This window comes from Pseudomonas nunensis, assembly GCF_024296925.1.
Taxonomy (GTDB): Bacteria; Pseudomonadota; Gammaproteobacteria; order Pseudomonadales; family Pseudomonadaceae; genus Aquipseudomonas; species Aquipseudomonas nunensis.
In genome coordinates this window covers 7,114,688-7,139,869 of the sequence record NZ_CP101125.1, presented here as the reverse complement: position 1 = coordinate 7,139,869, position 25,182 = coordinate 7,114,688, and the positions used below count along the sequence as shown (strand labels likewise).

General features: G+C 60.6%; 23 protein-coding genes and 2 pseudogenes. 10 read left to right on the top strand and 15 right to left on the bottom strand.

Annotation, left to right across the window (positions count from 1 at the left end; translation table 11 throughout):
- Nucleotides 1-2 precede the first annotated feature (2 nt).
- The 4 genes and pseudogenes from NK667_RS31620 to lnt all read left to right on the top strand — a co-directional run bounded on the left by NK667_RS31620 (nt 3) and on the right by lnt (nt 3,879).
- Nucleotides 3-1,007 carry a PhoH family protein gene (locus NK667_RS31620; RefSeq protein WP_054052453.1) on the top strand — a complete coding sequence of 335 codons (1,005 nt, stop codon included), beginning with the start codon at nt 3-5 and terminating at the stop codon, nt 1,005-1,007.
- Entirely contained in the window at nt 1,000-1,494 is a 495-nt protein-coding gene (gene ybeY, locus NK667_RS31615) for an rRNA maturation RNase YbeY (RefSeq protein WP_054052451.1), read from the top strand. Before NK667_RS31620 ends, ybeY begins: the two co-directional genes overlap by 8 nt.
- A gap of 5 nt (nt 1,495-1,499) precedes the next feature.
- Nucleotides 1,500-2,340, top strand: a pseudogene (locus NK667_RS31610) (HlyC/CorC family transporter).
- Between the two features lie 15 nt (nt 2,341-2,355).
- Nucleotides 2,356-3,879, top strand: coding sequence for an apolipoprotein N-acyltransferase (lnt, locus tag NK667_RS31605; RefSeq protein WP_054616719.1), 1,524 nt, complete (start codon nt 2,356-2,358; stop codon nt 3,877-3,879).
- 109 nt (nt 3,880-3,988) lie between these two features.
- On the opposite strand, the gene NK667_RS31600 is transcribed toward lnt, so the two are convergent.
- Both NK667_RS31600 and NK667_RS31595 read right to left on the bottom strand, forming a co-directional pair.
- On the bottom strand, nt 3,989-4,750 hold the full coding sequence (locus tag NK667_RS31600; RefSeq protein ID WP_054052447.1) for a YdcF family protein: 762 nt from the start codon (nt 4,748-4,750) through the stop codon (nt 3,989-3,991).
- A gap of 107 nt (nt 4,751-4,857) precedes the next feature.
- The gene (locus NK667_RS31595; protein WP_054052445.1) at nt 4,858-5,178 is read right to left on the bottom strand and encodes a hypothetical protein; all 321 of its coding nucleotides are present in this window, start codon (nt 5,176-5,178) and stop codon (nt 4,858-4,860) included.
- A gap of 281 nt (nt 5,179-5,459) precedes the next feature.
- Between NK667_RS31595 and leuS the strand changes: the two genes are divergently transcribed.
- The 5 genes from leuS to NK667_RS31570 all read left to right on the top strand — a co-directional run bounded on the left by leuS (nt 5,460) and on the right by NK667_RS31570 (nt 11,582).
- Nucleotides 5,460-8,066: a leucine--tRNA ligase gene (gene leuS, locus NK667_RS31590; RefSeq protein ID WP_054616720.1), complete on the top strand. Its 2,607-nt coding sequence runs from the start codon at nt 5,460-5,462 to the stop codon at nt 8,064-8,066.
- Between the two features lie 87 nt (nt 8,067-8,153).
- Nucleotides 8,154-8,759, top strand: coding sequence for an LPS-assembly lipoprotein LptE (locus NK667_RS31585; RefSeq protein ID WP_054052441.1), 606 nt, complete (start codon nt 8,154-8,156; stop codon nt 8,757-8,759).
- Between the two features lie 39 nt (nt 8,760-8,798).
- A complete protein-coding gene (gene holA / locus NK667_RS31580; RefSeq protein WP_054616721.1) occupies nt 8,799-9,836 on the top strand; it encodes a DNA polymerase III subunit delta in 1,038 nt (345 codons plus the stop codon).
- A 197-nt stretch (nt 9,837-10,033) separates the two neighbouring features.
- Nucleotides 10,034-10,198 (top strand): alternative ribosome rescue factor ArfA, encoded by a 165-nt coding sequence (gene arfA, locus NK667_RS31575; RefSeq protein WP_054052436.1) that lies wholly within the window; start codon nt 10,034-10,036, stop codon nt 10,196-10,198.
- A 61-nt stretch (nt 10,199-10,259) separates the two neighbouring features.
- Entirely contained in the window at nt 10,260-11,582 is a 1,323-nt protein-coding gene (locus tag NK667_RS31570; RefSeq protein WP_054616722.1) for a lytic murein transglycosylase, read from the top strand.
- Nucleotides 11,583-11,694: 112 nt separating this feature from the next.
- Here the strand turns inward: NK667_RS31570 and NK667_RS31565 are convergent, their stop codons facing one another.
- The 13 genes and pseudogenes from NK667_RS31565 to NK667_RS31505 all read right to left on the bottom strand — a co-directional run bounded on the left by NK667_RS31565 (nt 11,695) and on the right by NK667_RS31505 (nt 24,274).
- On the bottom strand, nt 11,695-12,645 hold the full coding sequence (locus NK667_RS31565; protein WP_054616723.1) for a S66 peptidase family protein: 951 nt from the start codon (nt 12,643-12,645) through the stop codon (nt 11,695-11,697).
- A 171-nt stretch (nt 12,646-12,816) separates the two neighbouring features.
- The gene (gene lipA, locus NK667_RS31560; protein ID WP_054052430.1) at nt 12,817-13,842 is read right to left on the bottom strand and encodes a lipoyl synthase; all 1,026 of its coding nucleotides are present in this window, start codon (nt 13,840-13,842) and stop codon (nt 12,817-12,819) included.
- Nucleotide 13,843: 1 nt separating this feature from the next.
- On the bottom strand, nt 13,844-14,491 hold the full coding sequence (gene lipB, locus NK667_RS31555; RefSeq protein ID WP_054052428.1) for a lipoyl(octanoyl) transferase LipB: 648 nt from the start codon (nt 14,489-14,491) through the stop codon (nt 13,844-13,846).
- A complete protein-coding gene (locus tag NK667_RS31550) occupies nt 14,491-14,766 on the bottom strand; it encodes a DUF493 domain-containing protein (protein WP_054052426.1) in 276 nt (91 codons plus the stop codon). Before NK667_RS31550 ends, lipB begins: the two co-directional genes overlap by 1 nt.
- Nucleotides 14,767-14,846: 80 nt before the next feature.
- Nucleotides 14,847-16,004, bottom strand: a complete 1,158-nt coding sequence (locus NK667_RS31545; protein ID WP_054052424.1) for a D-alanyl-D-alanine carboxypeptidase family protein — start codon at nt 16,002-16,004, stop codon at nt 14,847-14,849.
- Between the two features lie 181 nt (nt 16,005-16,185).
- The gene (locus tag NK667_RS31540; RefSeq protein ID WP_054052422.1) at nt 16,186-17,199 is read right to left on the bottom strand and encodes a septal ring lytic transglycosylase RlpA family protein; all 1,014 of its coding nucleotides are present in this window, start codon (nt 17,197-17,199) and stop codon (nt 16,186-16,188) included.
- Nucleotides 17,199-18,206, bottom strand: coding sequence for a lytic murein transglycosylase B (gene mltB, locus NK667_RS31535; protein ID WP_054616724.1), 1,008 nt, complete (start codon nt 18,204-18,206; stop codon nt 17,199-17,201). The genes NK667_RS31540 and mltB overlap by 1 nt, the downstream gene beginning before the upstream one ends.
- Nucleotides 18,207-18,223: 17 nt before the next feature.
- Nucleotides 18,224-19,328 (bottom strand): annotated as a pseudogene (gene rodA, locus NK667_RS31530) (rod shape-determining protein RodA).
- 31 nt (nt 19,329-19,359) lie between these two features.
- Nucleotides 19,360-21,255 (bottom strand): penicillin-binding protein 2, encoded by a 1,896-nt coding sequence (gene mrdA, locus NK667_RS31525; protein WP_054052415.1) that lies wholly within the window; start codon nt 21,253-21,255, stop codon nt 19,360-19,362.
- A 10-nt stretch (nt 21,256-21,265) separates the two neighbouring features.
- On the bottom strand, nt 21,266-21,733 hold the full coding sequence (rlmH, locus tag NK667_RS31520) for a 23S rRNA (pseudouridine(1915)-N(3))-methyltransferase RlmH (protein ID WP_007937439.1): 468 nt from the start codon (nt 21,731-21,733) through the stop codon (nt 21,266-21,268).
- Nucleotides 21,734-21,742: 9 nt separating this feature from the next.
- On the bottom strand, nt 21,743-22,237 hold the full coding sequence (gene rsfS, locus NK667_RS31515) for a ribosome silencing factor (protein WP_054052413.1): 495 nt from the start codon (nt 22,235-22,237) through the stop codon (nt 21,743-21,745).
- 74 nt (nt 22,238-22,311) lie between these two features.
- A complete protein-coding gene (nadD, locus tag NK667_RS31510; RefSeq protein ID WP_054052411.1) occupies nt 22,312-23,001 on the bottom strand; it encodes a nicotinate-nucleotide adenylyltransferase in 690 nt (229 codons plus the stop codon).
- A gap of 1 nt (nt 23,002) precedes the next feature.
- Complete coding sequence (locus tag NK667_RS31505; RefSeq protein WP_054616725.1) at nt 23,003-24,274, bottom strand: glutamate-5-semialdehyde dehydrogenase; 1,272 nt, start codon at nt 24,272-24,274, stop codon at nt 23,003-23,005.
- A 176-nt stretch (nt 24,275-24,450) separates the two neighbouring features.
- Here NK667_RS31505 and NK667_RS31500 point away from each other — a divergent pair, with 176 nt between their 5' ends.
- Entirely contained in the window at nt 24,451-25,149 is a 699-nt protein-coding gene (locus NK667_RS31500; protein WP_054052406.1) for a DNA-3-methyladenine glycosylase, read from the top strand.
- Nucleotides 25,150-25,182: the final 33 nt, after the last annotated feature.

The following is a 25,182-nucleotide window of genomic DNA, read 5'->3' as shown; positions in this document are numbered from 1 at the left end:
CCTTGAACGCACCCATCGAACCACATCGTTTCATCCTCGAGCCCTTTGAGGCTCGCCGCTTCGCCAATCTGTGCGGGCAATTCGACGAGCATCTGCGCTTGATCGAACAGCGCCTGACCATCGAGATCCGCAATCGCGGAAACCAGTTCGAACTGATCGGCGAACCCAAGCACACCACTTCCGCGGAAAATCTGATTCGCCGTCTGTACCGGGAAACCAAAGGTACGGAGCTGTCGCCGGATACGGTTCACCTGTTCCTGCAGGAATCGGCCGTCGAAGAGCTGGACAACGTCTCCCCCGCCGAACCCTCCGTCGCACTGCGCACCAAGAAAGGCATGATTCGCCCTCGCGGCTTGAATCAGTTGCGCTATGTGAAGGAAATCCTCGGTAACGACATCAATTTCGGTATCGGCCCGGCCGGTACCGGCAAGACCTATCTGGCTGTTGCCTGCGCGGTAGATGCGCTGGAACGCGAGCAGATTCGTCGCATCCTGCTGGTGCGCCCGGCGGTTGAAGCGGGCGAAAAGCTCGGTTTCCTGCCCGGCGACCTGTCGCAAAAGATCGACCCGTACCTGCGCCCGCTGTATGACGCGCTCTACGAAATGCTCGGCTTCGAATACGTGGCCAAGCTGATCGAGCGCCAGGTCATCGAAGTCGCGCCGCTGGCCTACATGCGCGGTCGCACGCTGAACAACAGCTTCATCATCCTCGACGAAAGCCAGAACACCACTGTCGAGCAGATGAAGATGTTCCTGACCCGGATCGGCTTTGGCTCCACTGCCGTGATCACCGGTGACATCACCCAGGTCGACCTGCCGAAAGGCACGAAATCCGGGCTGCACCATGTGATCGAAGTCCTGAAAGACGTGCCGGGCATCAGCTTCACCCATTTCATGCCCAAGGACGTCGTGCGCCATCCTCTGGTGCAACGCATTGTCGAAGCCTACGAGCGCTTCGAAAATCGCGTCGCCGATGAAGCGCCCAAGGATAAACGCCACGATGCTTGAGCTTGATCTGCAACTGGCCACTGAAGCATCTGCGCCAAGCGAAGCCGAGTTCCGCCAATGGTGCGAACTGGCCCTGCGCCAGCGCACCGCTGATTCCGAAATGACCATTCGCTTGGTCGACGAAGAAGAAGCCCGCGAACTGAACTTCACCTGGCGGCAGAAAGACTACGCCACCAATGTTTTGTCGTTCCCGGCCGATGTTCCCGATGAGTTTCTCGATATTCCATTGCTGGGCGATCTGGTGATCTGCGTGGCGGTGGTCGAGCGCGAAGCCGCGGAACAAGGAAAGGAACTAAAGGCCCACTGGGCGCATCTGGTCATTCACGGCTGCTTGCATCTGCTTGGTTACGACCATATAGATGACGAGGAAGCCGAGGAAATGGAAGCACTGGAACGAACGTTGCTTGCCGAGTTGGGCTATCCCGACCCTTATGCGGACGACGAAACCGAAACATCCCCTATCGTTACAACAAAGGATTCAGAGTAATCGCTATGAGCGAAGATCGATCGAGCAACGGGCAGAAGTCATGGCTGGGTAAGCTCACCCAGGCTTTTGCCCACGAGCCGAAGAACCGCCAGGAGCTGCTGGAAGCTGCTGCGCGACGCACACCAAAACAAGTTGCTGGACAGCGAAGCGCTGGCCATCGTCGAAGGCGCCATCCAGGTTGCCGACCTGCAAGTACGGGACATCATGGTCCCGCGCTCGCAAATGGTCAGCATCAAGGCGACCCAGACACCTCGCGAGTTCCTGCCTGCCGTGGTCGACTCGGCCCACTCCCGCTACCCGGTGATCGGCGAAAGCCACGATGACGTGATGGGCGTGTTGCTGGCCAAGGACTTGCTGCCGTTGATCCTCAAGGAGAACGGCGACAGCTTCAACATCAAGGATCTGCTGCGCCCGGCCACCTTCGTGCCGGAGTCCAAGCGACTGAATGTGCTGCTGCGTGAGTTCCGCGCCAACCACAACCACATGGCCATCGTCATCGACGAATACGGCGGCGTGGCCGGTCTGGTGACCATCGAAGACGTGCTGGAACAAATCGTCGGCGACATCGAAGACGAGCATGACGTCGAAGAAGACAGCTACATCAAGCCACTGCCTAGCGGTGACTTCCTGATCAAGGCGCTGACGCCGATCGAGAACTTCAACGAGTTCTTCGACAGCGAATTCTCCGACGACGAGTTCGACACGGTAGGCGGCCTGGTGATGAGCGCGTTCGGGCACTTGCCAAAACGCAACGAAATCACTGAAATCGGCCCGTATCGTTTTCGCATTCTGAACGCCGACAGCCGTCGGATTCACTTGCTGCGCCTGACTCCAATTGCCCGGTAATTCCTAAGGATTGAAATGCACCGTCTGACCCGTCCCGGCTGGCCCGGTAATCTGCTGGCCGTGCTGGCCGGTGCAATCACCACCCTGGCGTTGGCGCCGTACGATATCTGGCCGCTGGCATTGCTGGCGGTCGGTTTCTTCTATGCCGGTCTGCGTGAACTGAGTCCTCGTCAGGCCTTGGGCCGTGGCTGGTGTTTCGGCTTCGGCCTGTTCGGCGCCGGCACCAGCTGGATCTACTACAGCATTCACAACTTCGGCGGCGCTTCGGTGCTGCTGGCCGGTTTCCTGATGCTGATCTTCACCGCCGCGATTGCCTGGTTCTTCGCCCTGCCCGCCTGGATCTGGGCGCGCTGGTTGCGTCGTAACGAAGCACCGCTGGCCGATGCCTTGGCGTTTGCGGCGCTGTGGGTGGGTCAGGAAGCGTTTCGTGGCTGGTTCCTCACCGGTTTCCCGTGGCTCTATTCCGGTTACAGCCAGCTCAACGGCCCATTGGCCGGGCTCGCACCGGTCGGCGGGATGTGGCTGATTTCCTTCGTCCTGGCCCTGACAGCAGCGCTGATCTGGAACGCTCCACGACTGATTCGCACAGGCCGCAAAGGGTTCATTGCCGCTGGCGTGGTATTGCTGGCCGGTCCATGGGTGGCGGGCATCGCGCTCAAGGAGCATGCCTGGACCAGCCCTGCCGGCCCGGCGCTGAGCGTCGCCGCCATCCAGGGCAACATCGAACAAAGCATGAAGTGGGACCCGGCGCAGCTCAACGCGCAGTTGGCGCTGTACCGCGACATGAGCTTCAGCTCCAAGCGCGTCGACCTGCTGATCTGGCCGGAAACCGCAGTGCCGGTGCTCAAGGAGTCCGCCGAGGGCTACCTGAGCATGATGGGAAACTTCGCCGCAGAACGTAAGACTGCGCTGATTACCGGCGTGCCGATTCGCCAGGAAGTGCGGCACGAGCGCCGTTTCTTCAACGGAATCACCGTGGTCGGTGAAGGCGACGGCACTTACCTCAAGCAGAAACTCGTGCCGTTCGGCGAGTACGTTCCGTTGCAGGATGTGTTGCGCGGGTTGATCGCGTTCTTCGATCTGCCGATGTCGGACTTTGCTCGTGGCCCGGCCGATCAGGCCATGCTGCAAGCCAAGGGTTATCAGATCGCACCGTTCATTTGCTATGAAGTGGTCTACCCGGAATTCGCCGCCAGCCTGGCCGCCCGCAGCGATCTGCTGCTGACCATCAGCAACGACACCTGGTTCGGCAAATCCATCGGCCCGCTGCAACATTTGCAGATGGCGCAGATGCGCGCGCTGGAGGCCGGCCGCTGGATGATCCGCGCCACCAACAACGGCGTGACCGGTTTGATCAACCCGTTCGGGCAGATCACGACGCAGATTCCGCAGTTCGAACGCGGGATTCTGTACGGCGAAGTGGTGCCGATGCACAACCTGACGCCGTACCTTGAATGGCGTTCGTGGCCGCTGATCATTGTGTGTGTGCTGTTGTTTGGTTGGGCGTTGATCGCGAGCCGGATGGCGAAAACCGTTTAATCGCAGCGCCAGCAAAAGATCGCAGCCTCGTTTTACTCGACAGCTCCTACAGAGCACGCAATCCCCTGTAGGAGCTGTCGAGTAAAACGAGGCTGCGATCTTTTGATCTTCAGCGGTAAAACACCGAATACCCCACCTGCCCCACCGCCTCGTTCAGCAACTGCCCGCTCTGCCAGATCGACTTGAACTCCGGCATCCAGCCGCCCAGCGGCCGGGCATTGTCCACGCCCAGAAACCCAACCGGCGCGGGCACCACTTCAAAACCCGCCTGCCTGAAACTCCAGACCGCTCGCGGCATATGCCAGGCCTGAGTCACCACCACCACGCGCTTCACCCCTTCCGGAAGCAGCACTTGGGCACTGAACTGCGCATTCTCCCAAGTCGTGCGGCTGCGCCCTTCCTGCCAACGCACGGTCACGCCGAAATCATCGAGCAATGAATCTGCCATCAACTTGGCTTCCGTCGGCGGTGTGTCGTAGTGCAGGCCGCCGCTCGTAAGGATCGGCAGGCCAGACGCCTTGGCCAATCGCGCGGCATAGCGCTGGCGTTCCAGGCCTACGCCGGTCGGCTGGTCCGCGCCCCACGCCGAATCGCCCCGCTCGCGGCCCGATCCCAGCACCACGATCGCATCCGCACGCTGGCCCAGGGTTGCCCACTCATCCAGCGCCAGCGCTGGCTCACGCTCCAAAGCCTTGGCGCTCCATTGCACCACCACCGGCAAACTCATCAGCCAGAAACCGCCAAGCCCCAATGCAAAGCACAATCCGGCCAGTCGCGGCCGTGAGCGGCGCAACCACCAGGCAAGCGCCAGCAGCAGCAAAAGGATGCCGGGAGGCAGTAGAAGTTGTTTCACGAAATAACGAAAAGGCATCGAGCATCTCCAGAGATGCCCGAAGCCTAAGTGGGTTGACGCGATGCGACAACTAATGCGGAAGGACTATGCTTTAAAAAAACCATGTGGCATGGCTTCAATTGCCCTTACTTGAATTGCAGAGACCGGACCTTTACCGCGTCCCTGCCGGGTGTTTTGTCCTTGAGCCAGATGATCTTGGCCGAACGTGGTGCGTCGAGTTGCTTCACTGCTTCAGACAAGCATCCGTGGGTTTCACGTTCACTGCGATCCAGATACGCCTTGACCAATGCAAACTCTGCGGGGCTCAAACCACGCAACTCCAGCTCCAGGGGACGTTCATCACGCAACCGATCGGCGGTTTTTGCCGCATCCAGGGCCATCCCCAGACGATCGATCAGTCGCTCATACAGCTCCGGTTTTGTAACTTTGCGTTGTGACTCAACCATCCCTCACCTCATTGAAGATAAGACTCACTCCCCATTTAGGAGCTTAGCTTCCATGAACAAACCGGCTGAACCCTGCGACCAACGGCCCTCGCGGCAGGTTTGAAGGGGCCTTGTGCCTGTAATCAGGGTTTCCCTCGATAGAGTGCGGTCATGTATGCTACGGCGCTTCCTGTAACTCCACTTCCAGCTCGCCTGGACACCGAACCGCCGATTTGGCGTGATCACCGTCCGGCGTTGCATTGAAGAGGATTAGGCCACCCCTATTCAGTTCAAAAGTAGCCATGCACGAACAATATCAGCCCCGTGAAATCGAAGCCGCCGCCCAGTCGTTCTGGGACGAGCAAAAGTCCTTTGAAGTCAGTGAACAGCCAGGCAAGGAGACTTTCTACTGCCTGTCGATGTTCCCTTACCCCAGCGGCAAGCTACACATGGGGCACGTGCGCAACTACACCATCGGCGACGTGATCTCCCGCTACCAGCGCATGCAAGGCAAGAACGTCCTGCAACCCATGGGTTGGGATGCCTTCGGCATGCCGGCGGAAAACGCCGCGATGAAGAACAACGTAGCGCCCGCCAAGTGGACCTACGAAAACATCGCCTACATGAAAACCCAGCTGCGCAGCCTGGGCCTGGCGGTGGACTGGTCCCGCGAGGTGACCACCTGCAAGCCTGATTACTACCGCTGGGAACAATGGCTGTTCACTCGCCTGTTCGAAAAAGGCGTGATCTACCGCAAGAACGGCACCGTGAACTGGGACCCGGTCGACCAGACCGTCCTGGCTAACGAGCAAGTGATCGACGGTCGCGGCTGGCGTTCCGGCGCGCTGATCGAAAAGCGCGAAATCCCGATGTACTACTTCAAGATCACTGCTTACGCGGATGAGCTGCTGTCGAGCCTCGACGATCTGCCGGGCTGGCCTGAACAGGTCAAGACCATGCAGCGCAACTGGATCGGCAAGTCCCGGGGCATGGAAGTGCAGTTCCCGTACAACGTCGATTCCATCGGCGAAAGCGGCGTACTGAAAGTCTTCACCACCCGTCCGGACACCTTGATGGGCGCGACTTACGTTGCCGTGGCCGCCGAGCACCACTTGGCCGCCCTGGCCGCGCAGAACAACCCTGAGCTGCAAGCGTTCATCGCTGAATGCAAAGGCGGCAGCGTCGCTGAAGCCGACGTCGCCACCCAAGAGAAAAAAGGCCTGCCGACGTCGCTGTTCGTCGAGCACCCGCTGACCGGTGAGAAACTCCCGGTGTGGGTCGCCAACTATGTGCTGATGCATTACGGCGACGGCGCAGTGATGGCGGTTCCGGCTCACGACGAACGTGATTTCGAGTTCGCCACCAAGTACAACCTGCCGATCAAATCGGTGGTGCGCACCAGCTCCGGCGACACTAACCCATCGCCATGGCAAGACGCCTACGGCGAGCACGGCACGCTGATCAACTCCGGCGAGTTCGACGGCCTCGACTTCGAAGGCGCTTTCGATGCCATGGAAGTCGCGCTGATCAAGAAAAACCTCGGTGCCTCGCGCACCCAGTTCCGCCTGCGCGACTGGGGCATCAGCCGCCAGCGCTACTGGGGCTGCCCGATCCCGATCATCCACTGCGACACCTGCGGTGATGTGCCGGTCCCGGAAGATCAACTGCCGGTCGTGCTGCCGGAAGACGTGGTGCCGGATGGCGCCGGTTCGCCATTGGCACGCATGCCCGAGTTCTACGAGTGCAACTGCCCGAAATGCGGCCAGCCTGCCAAGCGTGAAACCGACACCATGGACACCTTCGTCGAGTCCTCGTGGTACTACGCCCGTTACGCCTCGCCGCACTATGCTGGCGGCCTGGTGGAAAAATCCGCGGCCGACCACTGGTTGCCGGTGGATCAGTACATCGGCGGCATCGAACACGCAATTCTTCACCTGCTGTACGCGCGCTTCTTCCACAAGCTGATGCGTGACGAAGGCCTGGTGAGCTCCAACGAGCCGTTCAAGAACCTGCTGACCCAAGGCATGGTGATCGCCGAGACTTACTATCGTCGCGAAGCCAACGGTGCCTACACCTGGTTCAACCCGGCGGACGTGGAACTCGAGCGCGACAGTAAAGCCAAGGTCATCAGCGCCAAGCTGATCGCCGACGGCCTGCCGGTGGAAATCGGCGGCACCGAGAAGATGGCCAAGTCGAAGAACAACGGCGTTGACCCACAGTCGATGATTGACCAGTTCGGCGCAGACACCTGCCGGCTGTTCATGATGTTCGCCTCGCCACCCGACATGAGCGCGGAATGGTCCGACTCCGGCGTTGAAGGTTCGCACCGTTTCCTCAAGCGCGTCTGGCGTCTGGCCCAGGCCCACGTCACTCAGGGCCTGCCGGGCAAACTGGACGTCGCGAGCCTGAACGACGGGCAGAAAGCCATTCGCCGTTCGATCCACCAGGCCATCAAGCAGGCCAGCCATGACGTCGGCCAGAACCACAAATTCAACACCGCCATCGCCCAGGTGATGACGCTGATGAACGTGCTGGAAAAAGCCCCGCAAGGCACCGACCAGGATCGCGCGCTGATTCACGAAGGCCTGGAAACCGTGGTCCTGCTGCTGGCGCCGATCACTCCGCACATCAGCCACGAGCTGTGGAATCAACTGGGTCACGCCGACCCGGTGATCGACGCAGGCTGGCCGGTGCTGGACGAGAGCGCCCTGGTGCAAGACAGCCTTCAGTTGGTCATTCAAGTGAATGGCAAACTGCGCGGCCACATTGAAATGCCGGCCAGCGCCACCCGCGAAGAAGTCGAAGCCGCCGCACGGGCGAACGAGAACGTGCTGCGCTTCGTCGATGGCCTGACTATTCGTAAAGTGATCGTAGTGCCCGGGAAACTGGTCAATATCGTCGCCAGCTAATTGGAACAGGCGCCAGGTAAGCCTGGCGCCGAGTCAAACCTTTCGGGCCGCACGGTCGGCCCACATGGTTTCAAGGGGAGCAACAAGATGATCAAACGCAATCTGCTGGTGATGGGCCTCGCAGTCCTGTTGAGCGCCTGCGGTTTCCAGCTGCGCGGTACCGGCACCACTGAACTGGCGATCAAGGAACTCGACGTGAGCGCCCGCAACGCCTATGGCGAAACCGTGACGCAATTGCGTCAGGTACTGCAAAGCAGTGGCGTCAAGGTCTACACCGGTGCGCCGTACAAGCTGATTCTGACGGATGAGCAGGAAAGCCAGCGCATCCTCAGCTACGCCGGTGCCGGTCGCACGGGTGAATACCAAGTGACCACGGTGCTGAACTACGACATCCGTGGCGAGAACAATTTGACCCTCAAAAGCGACAAGCTCGAAGTGGAGAAGATCTTCATCCACGACGGCAACAACTTGGTGGGTTCCGACCAGGAAGCTGCAACAGCCCGCGTAGAGACCCGTCGCGAATTGGTTCAACGCATGATTCTGCGTTTGCAACAGATCACGCCGACTCAGCTGGATCAGTTGCAACAGACTGCGAATGCCCGTGCCAAGGCTGAAGCCGATGCACTGAACGCGGCGCAGAAGGCTGAAGCGGAAACCCCGCGCCAGTCGCCTGTCGAAATCCCGCAGCAGTAAGACTTACGGGGCGCTCAGGCGCCCCGTTTGCCCTCTCTTATGAAACTCGCCCCCGCCCAACTCGCCAAACACCTGCAAGGTGCCCTCGCGCCGGTCTACATCATCAGTGGCGATGACCCACTGCTGTGCCAGGAAGCCGCCGACGCGATTCGTTCTGCTGCCCGCCAGCAAGGTTTTGATGAACGTCAGGTCTTCGCCGCCGACGCCAGTTTCGACTGGGGAACGCTGCTGCAGGCCGGTGCCAGTATGTCGTTGTTCGCTGAAAAGCGTCTTCTGGAACTGCGTTTGCCCTCCGGCAAACCCGGTGACAAAGGCGCCGCTGCGTTCATCGAATATTGCTCACGGCCGGCCGAAGATACGGTGTTGCTGATCAGCCTGCCCAAGCTCGATGGTGCTGCGCAGAAGACCAAGTGGGGCAAGGCGCTGGTCGAAGGTGCGCAGACTCAGTTCGTGCAGATCTGGCCGGTGGATGCCAACCAGTTGCCGAGCTGGATCCGTCAACGGTTGTCCCAGGCCGGGCTGTCCGCCAGCCAGGACGCCGTCGAATTGATCGCCGCGCGGGTCGAGGGCAACCTGTTGGCCGCCGCCCAGGAAATCGAAAAGCTCAAGCTGATGGCCGAAGGTGGCCAGATTACCGTCGAAACCGTACAGGCAGCCGTGGCCGACAGTGCGCGTTTTGATGTGTTCGGCCTGACCGATGCGATTCTCAACGGCGAAGCCGCGCATGCCGTGCGTATGCTCGAAGGCTTGCGTGGCGAGGGCGTCGAACCGCCGGTGATTCTCTGGGCCCTGGCCCGTGAGCTGCGCCTGCTGGCCAACCTGTCGCTGCAATACAGCCAGGGCGTGCCGCTGGACAAAGCTTTCAGCTCGGCCCGACCGCCGGTCTGGGACAAACGCAAACCGCTGATGAGCAAAGCGCTGCAACGCTACTCGGCGCAACGCTGGGCGCAGTTGTTGCTGGAAGCACAGCGTATTGATGCGCAGATCAAGGGCCAGGCGGCGGGTTCGCCGTGGATGAGCTTGAGTCGGTTGTCGTTGTTGATGGCCGGGCAGAGATTGTCGTTGCCGGCCGAATAAGATCAAGAGATCGCAGCCTCGTTTCACTCGACAGCTCCTACCTTGGAATGCGTCCCTGTAGGAGCTGTCGAGTGAAACGAGGCTGCGATCTTTTGATCTTTCTTCCTACAAAACTCACACCCATTTCCCTATAGACAGCCCCCCAACTTCAGCAGATTATTTCCCCCGCAAAACCCACCTACCTGCGAGAAATCATCATGAGCAAAAAGCCATCCAAGCATGGCCCCAACAAGGCCAAATCCATCATCGCCCAGCCACTGTTCCGCAGCCGTACGGAACGAGCCGGCAAGGGCAAAGGCAGCTACCGCCGCGAAGCCTTCCAGTCTAATAGCTGGGAGGCTTCTTACTTTCTGGCCGCTTAAAGCAGAACACCCCTTCTCCATGTTAAGGTCTGCACCTGATTCGTATTCCCTGGACCTGTGCATGCCCCTTTGTCTTTCCCGTCGTTGGCACCTTCGCCAATTGATTGCTGCCTCCAGCCTCATACTGCTTGTCGCCTGCGCGGAAAAACCGACCGCCGCCGACGCCCAACCGCTGCAAACCCTCCCCGTCGCAACTGCGCCTGCGGTAATCCCGCCCGTGGTGCCGACCGGTGAAAATCTGGACATCCAGCCAACCCAGACCTTCGCTGAATGGCAGGCCGGTTTCCGCAAGGACGCCCTGGCTGCCGGCATTCGCGCCGACCTGTTCGACCGTGCCTTCGCCAATGTCAGCTTCGATGACAGCGTGATCCGCGCCGACCGTAGCCAACCGGAGTTTTCCCGCCCGGTGTGGGAATACCTCGACGGTGCGCTGTCGCCGCTGCGGGTACGCAAAGGTCAGGCGCTGGTCAGCCAGTACGCCGACATCCTGCAAAGCATCGAGCAGCGCTACGGCGTCGATCGCCAGGCACTGGTCGCGGTGTGGGGCATGGAGAGTAACTTCGGGCAATTCCAGGGCACCAAGTCGGTGATCAACTCCCTGGCCACCCTGGCCTATGAAGGCCGACGCCCGGGCTTTGCCCATGCGCAACTGATCGCCGCCCTGCAGATCCTGCAACAGGGCGATATCACGCCAGAGAAAATGCTCGGTTCCTGGGCCGGGGCCATGGGCCAGACCCAGTTCATCCCGACCACCTACAACACCCACGCCGTGGATTTCGATGGCGACGGTCGCCGCGATATCTGGGGCAGTCCCGCCGATGCCCTGGCCTCGACCGCGCACTACCTGCAAAGCTCCGGCTGGCAGAAAGGCCAGCCGTGGGGCTTCGAAGTGCAGTTGCCGGGGAGTTTCAACTACGTTCTGGCCGATGGCACGATTCGCAAGAGCGTCGCCGAATGGCAGCAACTGGGCGTTTCGTTGCCCAATGGTGCCCAGGTTCCGGCAGGCGCTGAACACCTGTCGGCCGCCCTGCTGCTGCCAGCCGGTTATCGTGGCCCGGCGTTCCTGGTCCTCGACAACTTCCGCGCGATCCTCAAGTACAACAACTCGTCGTCCTACGCCTTGGCAGTGAGCCTGTTGTCCGAACGCTTCAACGGCGCAGGTCTGATCAACGGCTCCTGGCCAAAAGATGATTTACCGCTGAGCCGTAGCGAGCGGATCGAGTTGCAGAACCTGTTGAGCGCCCAGAACTACGACGCGGGTACTGCCGACGGCATCATCGGCGCCAATACCCGCAAGGCGATCCGTAGCGCACAACAGTCGTTTGGCTGGCCGGCGGATGGGTATCCGACGCATAAGTTGCTCGAAGGTTTGCGCAACCGATAGATAGCCGTATGGCTGGTGCCCCCTTCGCGAGCAAGCCCGCTCCCACATTTGGAATGCATTCCCCTGTGGGAGCGGGCTTGCTCGCGAAGACTGACTGCCAGGCAATAAACCTCTAAACCTTGACCACCACATCCTGCTCCAACACCAACACCTTATTCCCCGCATCCAGCTTGACCAGCGCCCCCATCGGCAGCGTCAGGTTCGGATCGCAATGCCCGCTGCGCCACCCGGCCAGCACCGGAATCCGCAACGGTTCGAAGGTTTGCTTGAGCAGCCGCGCCAGCGCCGCGGCGTCCACCCCTGCCACATCCCCCACCAGAACCCCGCGCAGCTTGCCCAGCGTGCCAGCCAGGCGCAGATGGGTCAGCAACCGGTCAATGCGATACAACGGCTCGTTGATGTCCTCGATAAACAGGATCACCCCCTCGGCATCGATTTCGTACGGCGTGCCCATGGTCGCGGCGATCATCGACAGGTTGCCCCCCAGCAAGCGCCCGTGAGCGACACCAGGCTCGATGGTATTTAACGGATAGGCCACCGGGTGCGACAACACGCTGCCCGCCTTCACCTGCCCGCGCAGCATGTTGAAGAACGATGACTCGGTGGGCCTCTGCTTATCGCCCAGCAGGTCGGCGTTGAGCAGCGGACCATGAAAGGTCACGAAGCCTGCGTAGCGACCGATGGCCAGATGCAGCGCCGTGATGTCGCTGTAGCCGATAAAGGGCTTGGCGTTCGCACGCAACAAGTCGAAGTCGATACGATCGAGCAAGCGCGGCGTGCCGTAGCCGCCGCGCAGGCAAATGATCGCGGCCACTTCAGGGTCCGCGAATGCCCCGTGCAGGTCATTGAGGCGCACTTCGTCGCTGCCGGCGAGGTAGCCGTCTTTCTCATAAACGCCGGGGAACACCCGTAGCGAATAACCTCGGGCGCGCATCCATTGCACGGCCTTGTCGGTGTCCAGCGGTGCGGGGCCGGCAGGCGCAATCACGCCGATCACGCCCTCCGACGGCAAGGCCGGCACAGGGGTGTAAGGAAAAAGGGTGTGAGTCGGTCGAACGGTCATCCATGAATCTCCCTGCATGAAATCTTCAGCACACAGTAGTCAGGAACGGGCATAAACAGAAGGGGGTCAATCGCGCCGCGCGTTGCGGGAAAAGACCGCCGGGTATGTAGGCAGGCAGAAAAACGCCCGCAGGCTGTAAAGCCGTGCGGGCGTTTTGTCTTTCATCAGCTATTACAGGGCCGAGATCAGCTCGGCCTTGACCAGCTTCGCCTGCTCATCGGCATGGTACGACGAACGCACCAACGGGCCGGACGCGACGTTCTTGAAGCCCATCTTGTAGCCTTCCTCGGCGAACCAGGCGAACACGTCCGGGTGCACGAAACGTTGCACCGGCAAGTGGCTGCGGGACGGTTGCAGGTACTGGCCGAGGGTCAGCATGTCGATATCGTGTTCGCGCATGCGCTTCATGACTTCGATGACTTCTTCGTCGGTTTCGCCCAGGCCCAGCATCAGGCCGGATTTGGTCGGAATGTGCGGCATCATCTGCTTGAAGCGTTGCAGCAGGGTCAGCGACCACTGGTAGTCCGAACCCGGACGCGCAGCCTTGTACAGGCGCGGCACGGTTTCCAGGTTGTGGTTGAACACATCCGGTGGCTCGGCGGCAGTGATTTCCAGCGCCACGTCCATACGGCCACGGTAATCCGGGACCAGGGTTTCGAGCTGCACGTTCGGCGACAGCTTGCGGATCTCGCGGATGCAGTCGGCAAAGTGCTGGGCACCGCCGTCACGCAGGTCGTCGCGGTCAACAGACGTGATCACCACGTACTTGAGCTTGAGGTCGGCGATGGCGATGGCCAGGCTTTCCGGCTCGTTGACGTCCAGTGGTTTCGGACGACCGTGGCCGACGTCGCAGAACGGGCAACGACGGGTGCAGATGTCGCCCATGATCATGAAGGTCGCGGTGCCGCCGGAGAAGCACTCGCCCAGGTTCGGGCAGGACGCTTCTTCGCAGACGCTGTGCAGCTTGTGTTTGCGCAGCAGGGCCTTGATGCGGTCGACTTCCGGGGAAACCGGGATGCGCACGCGGATCCAGTCAGGTTTCTTCGGCAGTTCGGTGGTCGGAATGATCTTTACCGGGATGCGTGCAACCTTCTCGGCGCCGCGCAGCTTGACGCCGGCTTCAACCTTCGCACGCGGGGCCGGACGCTCGGTAACATCCAGCGTCGGGATCATGGTTTGCACTGCATCAGTAGTCATATCAGTCGATTCCGCCCGTAAGGGTCGTCTGCTCAGCATAGTCGAGGTGTTTGACGAGCTGCGTGCGCAGCCGGGCACTTACCTCGGCAAATTCAATCGATCCTGCGTGATCGCTCAGCTGGGTCATCGCCAGCCCGGCGTAGCCGCAGGGATTAATCCGTCGAAACGGTTCCAGGTTCATGTCCACGTTCAGCGCCAGGCCATGAAAGGAACAACCGTGGCGGATCCGCAGGCCCAGGGACGCGATTTTCGCCCCATCGACGTAGACACCTGGCGCGTCTGGCTTGGCTGCGGCAGTTACGCCATAGCTGGCCAGCAACTCGATCAGGCAGTGTTCCATGCGGGTGACCAAGTCACGCACGCCGAAACCCAGTTTGCGCACATCCAGCAACAGGTAGGCCACCAATTGGCCGGGACCATGGTAAGTCACCTGACCGCCGCGATCGACCTGCACTACCGGAATATCTCCCGGCAGCAACAGGTGCTCGGCTTTGCCGGCCTGGCCCTGGGTAAACACCGGAGGGTGCTCCACCAGCCAGATCTCGTCCGCGGCATCGCTGCCGCGTTCGTTAGTGAAGCGCTGCATGGCATGCCAGACCGGCTCGTAAGCCATCTGGCCGAGCTCACGAAAGCCCAGCGTGCCCGGCATCACAGCACCATGTGCACGAAACCGGTAGCCCGCAACTCGCTATTGATGTCGTACAGCTGGTCTTGACCGGTGGCGATGATGTGCAGCTGGATAGTGGTGTACTTGCCGTTGCTGCTCTGGCGTTCGTCCACCTTCTCATCGTTGATCGTCGCGTGTTTCTTGACGATGTCGATGATCTTTTGCTTGATGTCGACAATGGTGTCGCCGATCACTTTGATCGGGTAATCATTGGCGGGAAATTCGATCTTTGGCGCCTTTACTTCAGTGTCTGTCATGGCGTAACGGCCTCGTAAGCCGTGGCAACGGACATGGCTCCGTTCCGGGTTGGGACGGAGCCATGCAGGTCCACACTAATTCAGTTGAACAAGCCGTAGAAGAATAGACGGATGCTATCCCACATGCGACGGAAGATACCACCCTCGTCGACCGCGTCCAGAGCGATCAGGTTAGCGCTGTGCACTACCTTGTCGTCCAGTTTCACTTCGACTTTACCGATCACGTCGCCCTTGGCGATTGGCGCAACCAGTTGCGGGTTCATGGTCATGCTGGCGGCGAGCTTTTTCAGCTGGCCTTTTGGCAGGGTCATGGTCAAGTCTTCAGCCAGGCCGGCCTTGACTTGATTGGTGGTGCCTTTCCAGACAGGAGCCTGAGCCAGCTCGGCGCCTTTCTGATAGAAGGTCTGGGTTTCGAAGAAGCGAAAACCGTAGGTCAGCAGTTTCTGGGTTTCGGAGGCGCGAGCCACTTCGCTGTTGGTGCCGAACACCACGGCGATCAGGCGCATGCCATCACGTACGGCCGAAGACACCATGCAGTAGCCGGCTTCGTCGGTGTGACCGGTTTTCAGACCGTCAACGGTCTTGTCGCGCCACAGCAGCAGGTTGCGGTTAGGCTGCTTGATGCCGTTCCAGAAGAACTCTTTCTGCGAGTAGATCGCGTAGTGAGCCGGGTCTTCGTGAATGATTGCGCGAGCCAGCAACGACATGTCGTGAGCCGACGAGTAGTGCTCAGGGTTCGGCAGGCCGGTCGGGTTCATGAAGTGGCTGTTGGTCATGCCCAGGTCGCCGGCCGTCTTGTTCATCATGTCGGCGAACGCGTCTTCGCTACCGGCGATGTGCTCGGAGAGCGCAACACTGGCGTCGTTACCCGACTGAATGATGATGCCGTGCAGCAGATCGCTGACAGTCACCTGCGAGCCAACCTTGATGAACATCCGCGAACCGCCGGTACGCCAGGCGTTTTCGCTGACGGTCACCGGGTCGTTTTCGCCGATCTGGCCACGACGGATTTCCAGCGTCGCAATGTACGCGGTCATCAGTTTGGTCAGGCTGGCGGGCGGCAGGCGCTGGTCACCGTTGTTCTCGACCAGCACGTTGCCGCTGCTGGCGTCCATGAGCACGTAGGATTTGGCGGCCAGTTGCGGTGGCGACGGCATCATTTCTACCGCAAAAGCGGCAGGCGTGATGAACAGCGGGACTAACAGGCACAGGCGTTTGGCAAAGGTGGTGATGTTCATCCGTCTCTCGAAATCGCTAATGGAAACTGCCCTAGGGCAAAACTTAATCAGATGGCTTTCTAACGGGCCATCGCGTGTTCAGTTGCTCACTCAGAACCCTTGCCGGGCTTTTATTCTTAACGAGCCAACAACCAGATTCGCCCCCCAAACTGCAAGCGAACCTTCAATCAAGTACTGCGTGTTACTCGGCGGTGACCAGGCTCGGCGAACCGAGATTGGCCATTCGCACACTGTTCTGCACTTGCTGGATTTCACCCGGAGAACCCATCGGCCCCAGGCGTACCCGATGCAATGTCTGTTGGTTGCGCACTATCGAGCTGATGAACACCGGAGCGCTCACCATCCCGCTGAGCTTCGATCTCAGGAGTTCTGCAGCGTCCGGGTTGGCGAACGCGCCCACCTGCAGATACTGGCCAGAGGCTGGTACAGAAGCGTTTTTTTTTGCACTGATCGGCACAGGCACGGTGTCCGCGGCGTGTTGCTGCGGCGGTGGCGTCCATTGCTCGACCGTCCCCGCCGAAGCGGTAATCGTCGGCGCGGCATTCTGCGCTACTTGAGGCTCATTGAGCATCAAAGGCGCCGGACGGCCTTTCGCGGCCCACCACTGTTGTGGATCGATCCCTTCGACCTTGACCCGCGCGGTGCCGATTTCGGCGTAGCCCAGTTTCTTGGCGGCCGCATAGGACAAATCGATGATGCGGTCCGAGTAGAACGGCCCACGGTCGTTGACGCGCAAAACCACGCTCTTGTTGTTGTCCAGGTTGGTCACCCGAACGTAACTTGGCAGCGGTAAGGTCTTGTGCGCGGCACTCATGCCGTACAGGTCATAGACTTCGCCGTTGGCGGTGTTCTGGCCGTGGAACTTGGTGCCGTACCAGGACGCCGTGCCCGAGGCGACGTAGGTCTTGGACTCTTGCAGCGGGAAATAGGTCTTGCCCAGCACGGTGTACGGGTTGGCTTTATAAGGACCGCTGTGCAGGGTCGGCGTGGCGTCCGGGATGCGCGAAACATCCACGTCCCACCACGGCGCGCCATCTTTGTGGGCGCGGTTGATGTCCAGCCCCGGCGTAGCGCGCACGGCGGTGTTGGAGGTTTTTTGCGTCGGCGCGCGACTGGTCGAGCAGCTGGCGACCAGCACCGCCAACGCGGCGAATGCCATCAGCTTCAGGGGTTTATTCATAGGCAATGCCCGCATTACTTGACGCCCCGTGCTTGGACCAGCTGTTCAGACAGTTGATGTACGGCCATGGCGTACATCACGCTGCGGTTATAACGCGTGATCGCGTAAAAATTCTTCAGGCCCATCCAGTACTCGGGGCCATTGTCACCTTCCAGGCGGAAAGCCGTAACCGGCATATCATCGCGCAGCGCATCATGACTTGACCACCCCAACGCCCGCAACTCCCCGACGGTTTTCGTCGGCTCAATGCCAGTGGTCAGGCCGTCATCCACCTGATCGCCACGCACATCGGCGCGGCTGACCACAGGTTCGCCGGCGACCCAGCCGTGACGCTTGAAATAACTTGCGACGCTGCCGATGGCATCGTCCGGGTTGTTCCAGATATTAATGTGGCCATCACCGTCGAAATCCACCGCATACGCGCGAAAACTGCTCGGCATGAACTGCGGCAAGCCCATGGCGCCGGCGTAGGAGCCTTTGAGGGTCAGTGGATCGACCTGCTCTTCCCGAGCCAGCAGCAGGAACTCACGCAATTCCTTGCGGAAAAACTCGGCACGGGGAGGATAGTCGAAACCCAGGGTCGACAACGCGTCGATCACCCGGTAATTGCCGGTATTGCGGCCGAAAAAGGTTTCAACGCCGATGATCGACACAATCACCTGGGCGGGTACGCCATATTCCTGCTCGGCACGGGCGAGTACTGCCTCGTGCTGACGCCAGAAGTCCACACCACGGGCAATACGCGCGTCGGTGATGAACATCGGGCGATATTCATTCCACTGCTTGACTCGCTCAGCAGGTTTGGAGATCGCGTCGAGGATCGCCTGTTTGCGCTCGGCTTCGCGGAACACGCCCATCAGCTGTTCACCGGCAAAACCGTAGTCGCGGGTCATTTCACCGACGAATTCGGCCACCTGGGGTGAGCCTTCGTAATCGCCGGCCCGCGTTTCCGCGGTACCAAGGATGCCTACCAGGCCGACCCACGGCGCGTATCGAGTCGCCCAGCCATGCATTACTTGCATTGAAATCTTCACCTTATTCAAACCTGTGCGATCCACTTACGATGGGTATGGATCGACATCAAAACCCCAAACGCTGACAGCAGCGTCACCAGCGAAGTTCCTCCGTAGCTAATGAACGGCAACGGCACCCCCACAACCGGCAACAGGCCACTGACCATACCGATGTTGACGAAAACGTAAACAAAAAACGTCATAGTCAGGCTGCCCGCGAGCAATTTGCCGAACAAAGTCTGGGCCTGGGCGGTAATCACCAGCCCGCGACCGATCAGCAACAGGTAGATCAGCAGCAGTGCGCAGATGCCCACCAAACCGAATTCTTCGCCCAGTACCGCAATAATGAAGTCAGTGTGGCTTTCCGGGAGGAAGTCCAGGTGCGACTGAGTGCCCAGCAGCCAGCCTTTGCCGAATACGCCGCCGGAACCGATGGCAGCCTTGGACTGAATAATGTTCCAGCCAGTGCCCAACGGATCGCTTTCCGGGTCGAGGAACGTGAGGATTCGCTGCTTCTGGTAGTCGTGCATGATAAAGAACCACATCGCCACCGCCACCGGCACCGCCGCGGCGATCACGCTGAGGATCCAGCGCCAGCGCAGGCCCCCCATGAACAGCACGAACGCGCCGCCCGCGAGGATCAGCAGCGAAGTGCCGAGGTCCGGCTGGCGCACAATCAGAATAAACGGCAAGCCGATCAGGAACAGGCTGACGCCCACATGCTTGAGCTTGCGGCGGCAACGTGCGTTTGGACAAATACCAGGCGATGGTCGCCGGCATCAGGATCTTCATGAATTCCGAGGGCTGGAAGCGGATCACCCCGGGAATGTTGATCCAGCGCGTAGCGCCCATGGCGTTGTGGCCCATGACGTCCACCACTACCAGCAACAACACGCCCAGCACATAACCGATTGGTACCCAACGGGCCATGAAACGCGGTTCGAACTGGGCGATGACGATCATCGACACCAGGCCGATGCCGAATGAAGTGGCTTGCTTGGCCAGCAGATCCCAGCTCTTGCCGCTGGCCGAATAAAGCACGAACAGGCTGCCGGCGGCGAGGGTCAGCAGCAGGATCAACAATGGGCCATCAATGTGCATGCGTTGCAGCAGCGTCGCACGGCGACGCATCACGTCCTCACTGGAGAGGATGCGATCGAAATTACTCTTCACGGGCCGTAGCCTCCGCGCTGATAGGGCCGGCGTACTCAGGTTTGAGTCGTCCATCCTGGTCCAGGAGCCAGGCATCCATGACTTGACGCACAACAGGTGCCGCGACGCCGGAACCGGACTCGCCGTTCTCGACCATCACCGACACCACGATTTTCGGGTTATCGGCGGGCGCGAAGCCGACGAACAAGGCGTGGTCGCGGTGGCGTTCCTGCACCTTGGAGCGGTCGTACTTCTCGCCCTGCTTGATCGCGACCACCTGGGCCGTACCACTTTTACCGGCAATCCGGTATTGCGAACCGATGGCAGCTTTGCGCGCCGTACCGCGGGCACCGTGCATTACTTGCTGCATGCCATGGTTGACCTTGGTCCAGTCCGACGGGTCGCGCAGGATGATGTCCGGCATCGGATTCTCATCCTTGGGCTTTTCGCCTTCGACCGTCTTGGCCAGGTGCGGACGGTTCCACACACCCTTGTTGGCCACCAGCGCCGTGGCTTGCGCCAGTTGCAGCGGCGTCGATTGCATGTAGCCCTGACCGATCCCCAGAATCAGGGTTTCGCCAGGGAACCAGGCCTGACGCCGGGTCGCGCGCTTCCATTCACGGGACGGCATCAAGCCAGGGGATTCTTCGAACATGTCCAGCGAGACCTTCTGGCCGATGCCGAACTTGCCCAGGTACGAGGACAACCGGTCGATGCCCAGCTTGTGCGCCAGGTCATAGAAGTAGGTGTCGTTGGAACGCATGATCGCCGTGTCCAGGTCCACGTAGCCGTCGCCGGTACGGTTCCAGTTACGGTATTTGTGATCGTAGTTGGGCAGCATGTAGTAACCGGGGTCGAAGACCCGGGTCGAAGCCGTGACCACACCCGAATCCAGGCCGGCAATCGCCACCGCTGGCTTGATCGTCGAGCCCGGCGGGTACAGACCGCGCAGCACGCGGTTGAACAATGGCCGGTCGATGGAATCGCGCAACTCGGCGTAGGCCTTGAAGCTGATGCCGGTGACGAACAGGTTTGGATCGAAACTCGGCTGGCTGACCATGGCCAGGACTTCGCCGGTGTTCGGGTCCAGCGCGACGACCGCACCACGGCGACCACCGAGTGCCAACTCGGCAGCTTCTTGCAATTTGATGTCCAGGCTCAGGACGATGTCCTTGCCGGGAATCGGATCGGTGCGCTTGAGCACGCGCAAGACGCGGCCCCGAGCGTTGGTCTCGACTTCTTCGTAACCCACCTGGCCGTGCAACTCGGGCTCGTAGAAGCGCTCGATACCGGTCTTGCCAATTTGATGAGTACCGCTGTAACCGACCGGGTCCAGCGTCTTGAGCTCTTTCTCGTTGATCCGGCCCATATAACCCACGGAATGCGCAAAGTGCGCGCCCTGCGGGTAATGCCGCACCAACTGCGCAACCACTTCCACACCCGGCAGCCGGAACTGATTCACCGCGATCCGGGCGATCTGCTCTTCGGTCAACTCGAACAGAATCGGCACCGGCTCGAATGGCCGACGCCCCTGCTTCATGCGTTTCTCGAAGATCCCTCGGTCCTCAGGCGTCAGTTCCAGCACCTGGACGATCACGTCGAGCACTTGCTGCCAGTCGCCGGAACGCTCGCGGGTCATGCTCAGGCTGAAGCTGGGCCGGTTATCGGCCACCACCACGCCATTACGGTCGAAGATCAGCCCACGGGTCGGCGGAATCGGCTGCACATGGACGCGGTTGTTTTCCGACAGGGTCGAGTGGTACTCGTACTGGATGACCTGAAGGAAATACAGCCGCGCGATCAGCACGCAGATCAGCGCCACCACCGCAATTGCCCCGAACACGACGCGGCCACGCACCAGACGGGCGTCTTTTTCGTGGTCCTTGATGCGGATCGGCTGGGACATGAGGGCAGAACTACTTGTGGTAAGGGTGGCCGGACAGGACTGTCCAGGCACGATACAACTGTTCGCCGATCAGAATCCGCACCAGCGGGTGCGGCAACGTCAACGGCGACAACGACCAACGCTGATCAGCCCGGGCACACACTTCCGGCGCCAGCCCTTCGGGGCCGCCGACCATGAAATTCACCGTGCGCGAGTCCAGCCGCCAGCGATCGAGTTCGACCGCCAGTTGCTCGGTGCTCCAGGGCTTGCCGTGGACTTCGAGGGTGACAACCCGCTCGTTCGGCCCGACCTTGGCCAGCATGGCTTCGCCTTCCTGACGGATGAAGCGCGCCACGTCGGCGTTCTTGCCACGGGTATTGAGCGGTATTTCCACCAGTTCCAGCGCCAGCTCGGACGGAAGACGCTTGGCATATTCATGCCAGCCTTCTTCCACCCATTTGGGCATGCGTGAACCGACGGCGATCAGTCGCAGTCGCACAGCGGTCCCTTACTGCTGGTCTTTGTTGAGCTTGATGAAATGCTCGTGGGTGTTTTCCGGGCTGTGGTGAGCCGCGTTCAGGGCACGGCTCTGTTCAGCGCCGGACCACAGACGCTCGAGGTCGTAAAACTGACGAGCAGACGCGGTCATCATGTGCACGATCACGTCGTCCATATCCAGCAGGACCCAGTCGCTGTCGCCCTTGCCTTCTTCACCCAACGGCTTGATGCCCAGGGCTTTGACGGCTTCGCGGACCTTGTCCAGCATCGCGCCGATCTGGCGGTTCGAAGTACCGGTAGCGATGATCATGTAGTCAGTGATGCTCTGCTTTTCGCGAACGTCGATGACCTGGATGTCCTGGCCCTTCACGTCTTCCAGGGCGGCTACGGCAACCTTGACCAGCTCATCACCCTTCAGGGGCTCGTTGGTCAGGACCGGCTCAGGCAGTGGAGCGCTCTTGAACGTGCCTTTGCGCTTTACTTTAGTTACGTCTTTGTTCGTCATATAAAACTCGTTTTGCTCGTATGTTCGGGCGTTTCAATACACGTCATTTCGTGCCTTGAAACGTGCCCTTTTTTTCAGTTCGACGCACGGTAGAGACCGTGCGCATCGATGTAGGCCAGGACCGCGTCGGGCACCAGGAAACGTACCGACTTACCGCTGGCCAGCAGTTGACGGATCTGGGTGGCGGATACCGCGAGCGGTGTCTGCCAGACGAATGCAATCTGTCCGCTCGGCCCTTTGAGGGCCAGCGGGTCGCTCACCGAGCGTGCCGCCAACAGATTGCGCAAGGCATCCGGCGGTTCGCTGTCGGCATCCGGGCGTTGCAGCACCAGGATGTGGCAATGCTGGAGCAACTCTTCCCAGCGGTGCCAAGTGGGCAGGCCGCAAAATGCGTCCCAGCCCAAAAGTAGAAAAACCTGGGTATCCGCGGCCATTTCGGCGCGCATCAATTCCAGGGTATCGATAGTGTAGGACGGTTTGTCCCGCTGCAATTCGCGGGCGTCCACCACCAACGGCGCCACACCGGCCACCGCGCACTCGACCATCGCCAGACGGTCCTGCGCCGAGACCTGCGGCGTGTCCCGATGGGGCGGCCTGGCACTGGGTGTCAGTCGCAGCTCATCGAGGCCCAAGGACTCGGCCACTTCCAGTGCACCGCGCAAATGGCCGATGTGCACCGGGTCAAACGTTCCGCCCAGCACGCCTATGCGTCGAGGCCCAGCCTCGCCGGCAATGACCGGGGCTGACGGGTCGAGGTCGCCCAAGTCAGACCGACTCCTGTCCGCGCAACTGGCCGTCACCGACCACGATGTACTTCTCGCAGGTCAGACCTTCGAGGCCCACCGGGCCGCGGGCGTGCAGCTTATCAGTAGAAATGCCAATCTCGGCACCCAATCCGTATTCAAAGCCATCGGCGAAGCAGGTTGGGGTGTTGATCATCACCGACGACGAGTCGACTTCCGCGACGAAACGCCGGGTATCGGCCAGGTTTTCACTGACGATCGAATCGGTGTGATGGGAGCCGTACTGGTTGATGTGCTCGATGGCCTGGTCCAGTCCGTCGACCACGCGGATCGACAGGATCGGCGCCAGGTATTCGGTGCTCCAGTCGTCTTCGGTGGCCGCAACGGCCTCGATGATCGCCCGGGTGCGCTCGCAACCGCGCAGTTCGACGCCTTTCTCGCGGAACTGGCCCGCCATCGATGGCAGGAAATCTTTGGCAACGCTTTGATCCACCAGCAAGGTTTCCATCGCGCCGCAGATGCCATAACGGTAAGTCTTGGCGTTAAAGGCAATGCGCTGGGCTTTCGGCAGGTCGGCGTGTTCGCTGACGTAGACGTGGCAAATGCCGTCCAAGTGTTTGATCACCGGCACACGAGCGTCGCGGCTGACTCGCTCAATCAGGCCACGGCCGCCACGAGGAACGATGACGTCCACGTATTCAGGCATGGTGATCAGCGCGCCGACGGCGGCACGGTCGGTGGTTTCGACCACTTGCACCACGGCGGCCGGCAGATCGGCCTCGGCCAGACCGCGCTGGATGCAGGCGGCAATGGCACGGTTGGAATGAATCGCTTCGGAACCGCCACGCAGGATGGTCGCGTTGCCCGACTTCAAGCACAGACTGGCAGCATCGATGGTCACGTTCGGGCGGGATTCGTAGATGATCCCGATCACGCCCAACGGCACGCGCATCTTGCCGACCTGAATGCCCGACGGGCGAAAGCTCATGTCGCGGATCGCGCCGACCGGGTCCGGTAGGGCCGCAACCTGGCGCAGACCGACGATCATGCCGTCGATGCGCGCCGGGGTCAGCGCAAGTCGTTCCAGCAAGGCCGGCTCAAGACCATTGGCCCGACCAGCGGCCAGGTCCAGCTCATTGGCAGCCGTCAACTCGGCGCGCGCAGCGTCCAGCGCATTGGCCGCAGCCTGCAAGGCGCGGTTTTTCTGCGCAGTGCTGGCACGGCCGATGATGCGCGACGCCTGGCGGGCAGCGCGACCCAGGCGGGTCATGTAGTCGAGGACGGACTCAGTCATGTCTGATGGGGTCTTGGCAAAGATGAAAGCGGCAGATTATAGCTGTCGCGTCCTAGGACTAACAGCGGTGACGGGCGGATGGTCGAAATGGAGGGCAATTTGCCGACGTTCAGCCGTGATTAAGCTGCAAATTGTTATCATCACCGCTCATTCAGCCCTGATAAACGCCGTTCATCATGTCCAACCTGACTGTTCGCGCCGCCCTTGCGGCCCTGCCCACGGCGCTGCCGGACGCTTTTTTCGACCGTGACGCGCAAGTTCTGGCCCGAGAACTACTGGGCAAAGTCATCCGTCACCGGGTCGGCGACCTGTGGCTCAGCGCCCGAATCATCGAGACCGAAGCCTATTACTGCGAAGAAAAAGGCAGCCACGCGTCCCTTGGCTACACAGAAAAGCGTAAGGCTTTGTTTCTGGATGGCGGACACATCTATATGTATTACGCCCGGGGCGGTGATTCGCTTAACTTCAGCGCCCAAGGACCGGGCAACGCGGTGCTGATCAAATCCGCCTATCCGTGGGTCGATGAATTGAGCGGGCCGGCGAGCCTGGCGCAAATGCTGCTGAACAATCCCGATGCCCAGGGCCGCCCTCGCCCCTCGCAAAAACTCTGCGCCGGCCAGACGCTGCTGTGCAAAGCGCTGGGTTTGAAGGTGCCGGTCTGGGACGCCAAGCGTTTTGATCATGAAGTGCTGCTGGTGCAAGACGTCGGTCCGGCGCCCGCCCACATTATCCAAACCACTCGCCTGGGGATTCCCCATGGGCGTGACGAACACTTGATGTATCGCTTTGTGGATGCGGCGTATGCGCCGTACTGCACGCGGAACCCGCTGCGCCGGGGACAGGTCGAAGGTCGCGATTATTTTTTGTTGTCCTGAATCACAACTGATCCCTGTGGGAGCGAGCCTGCT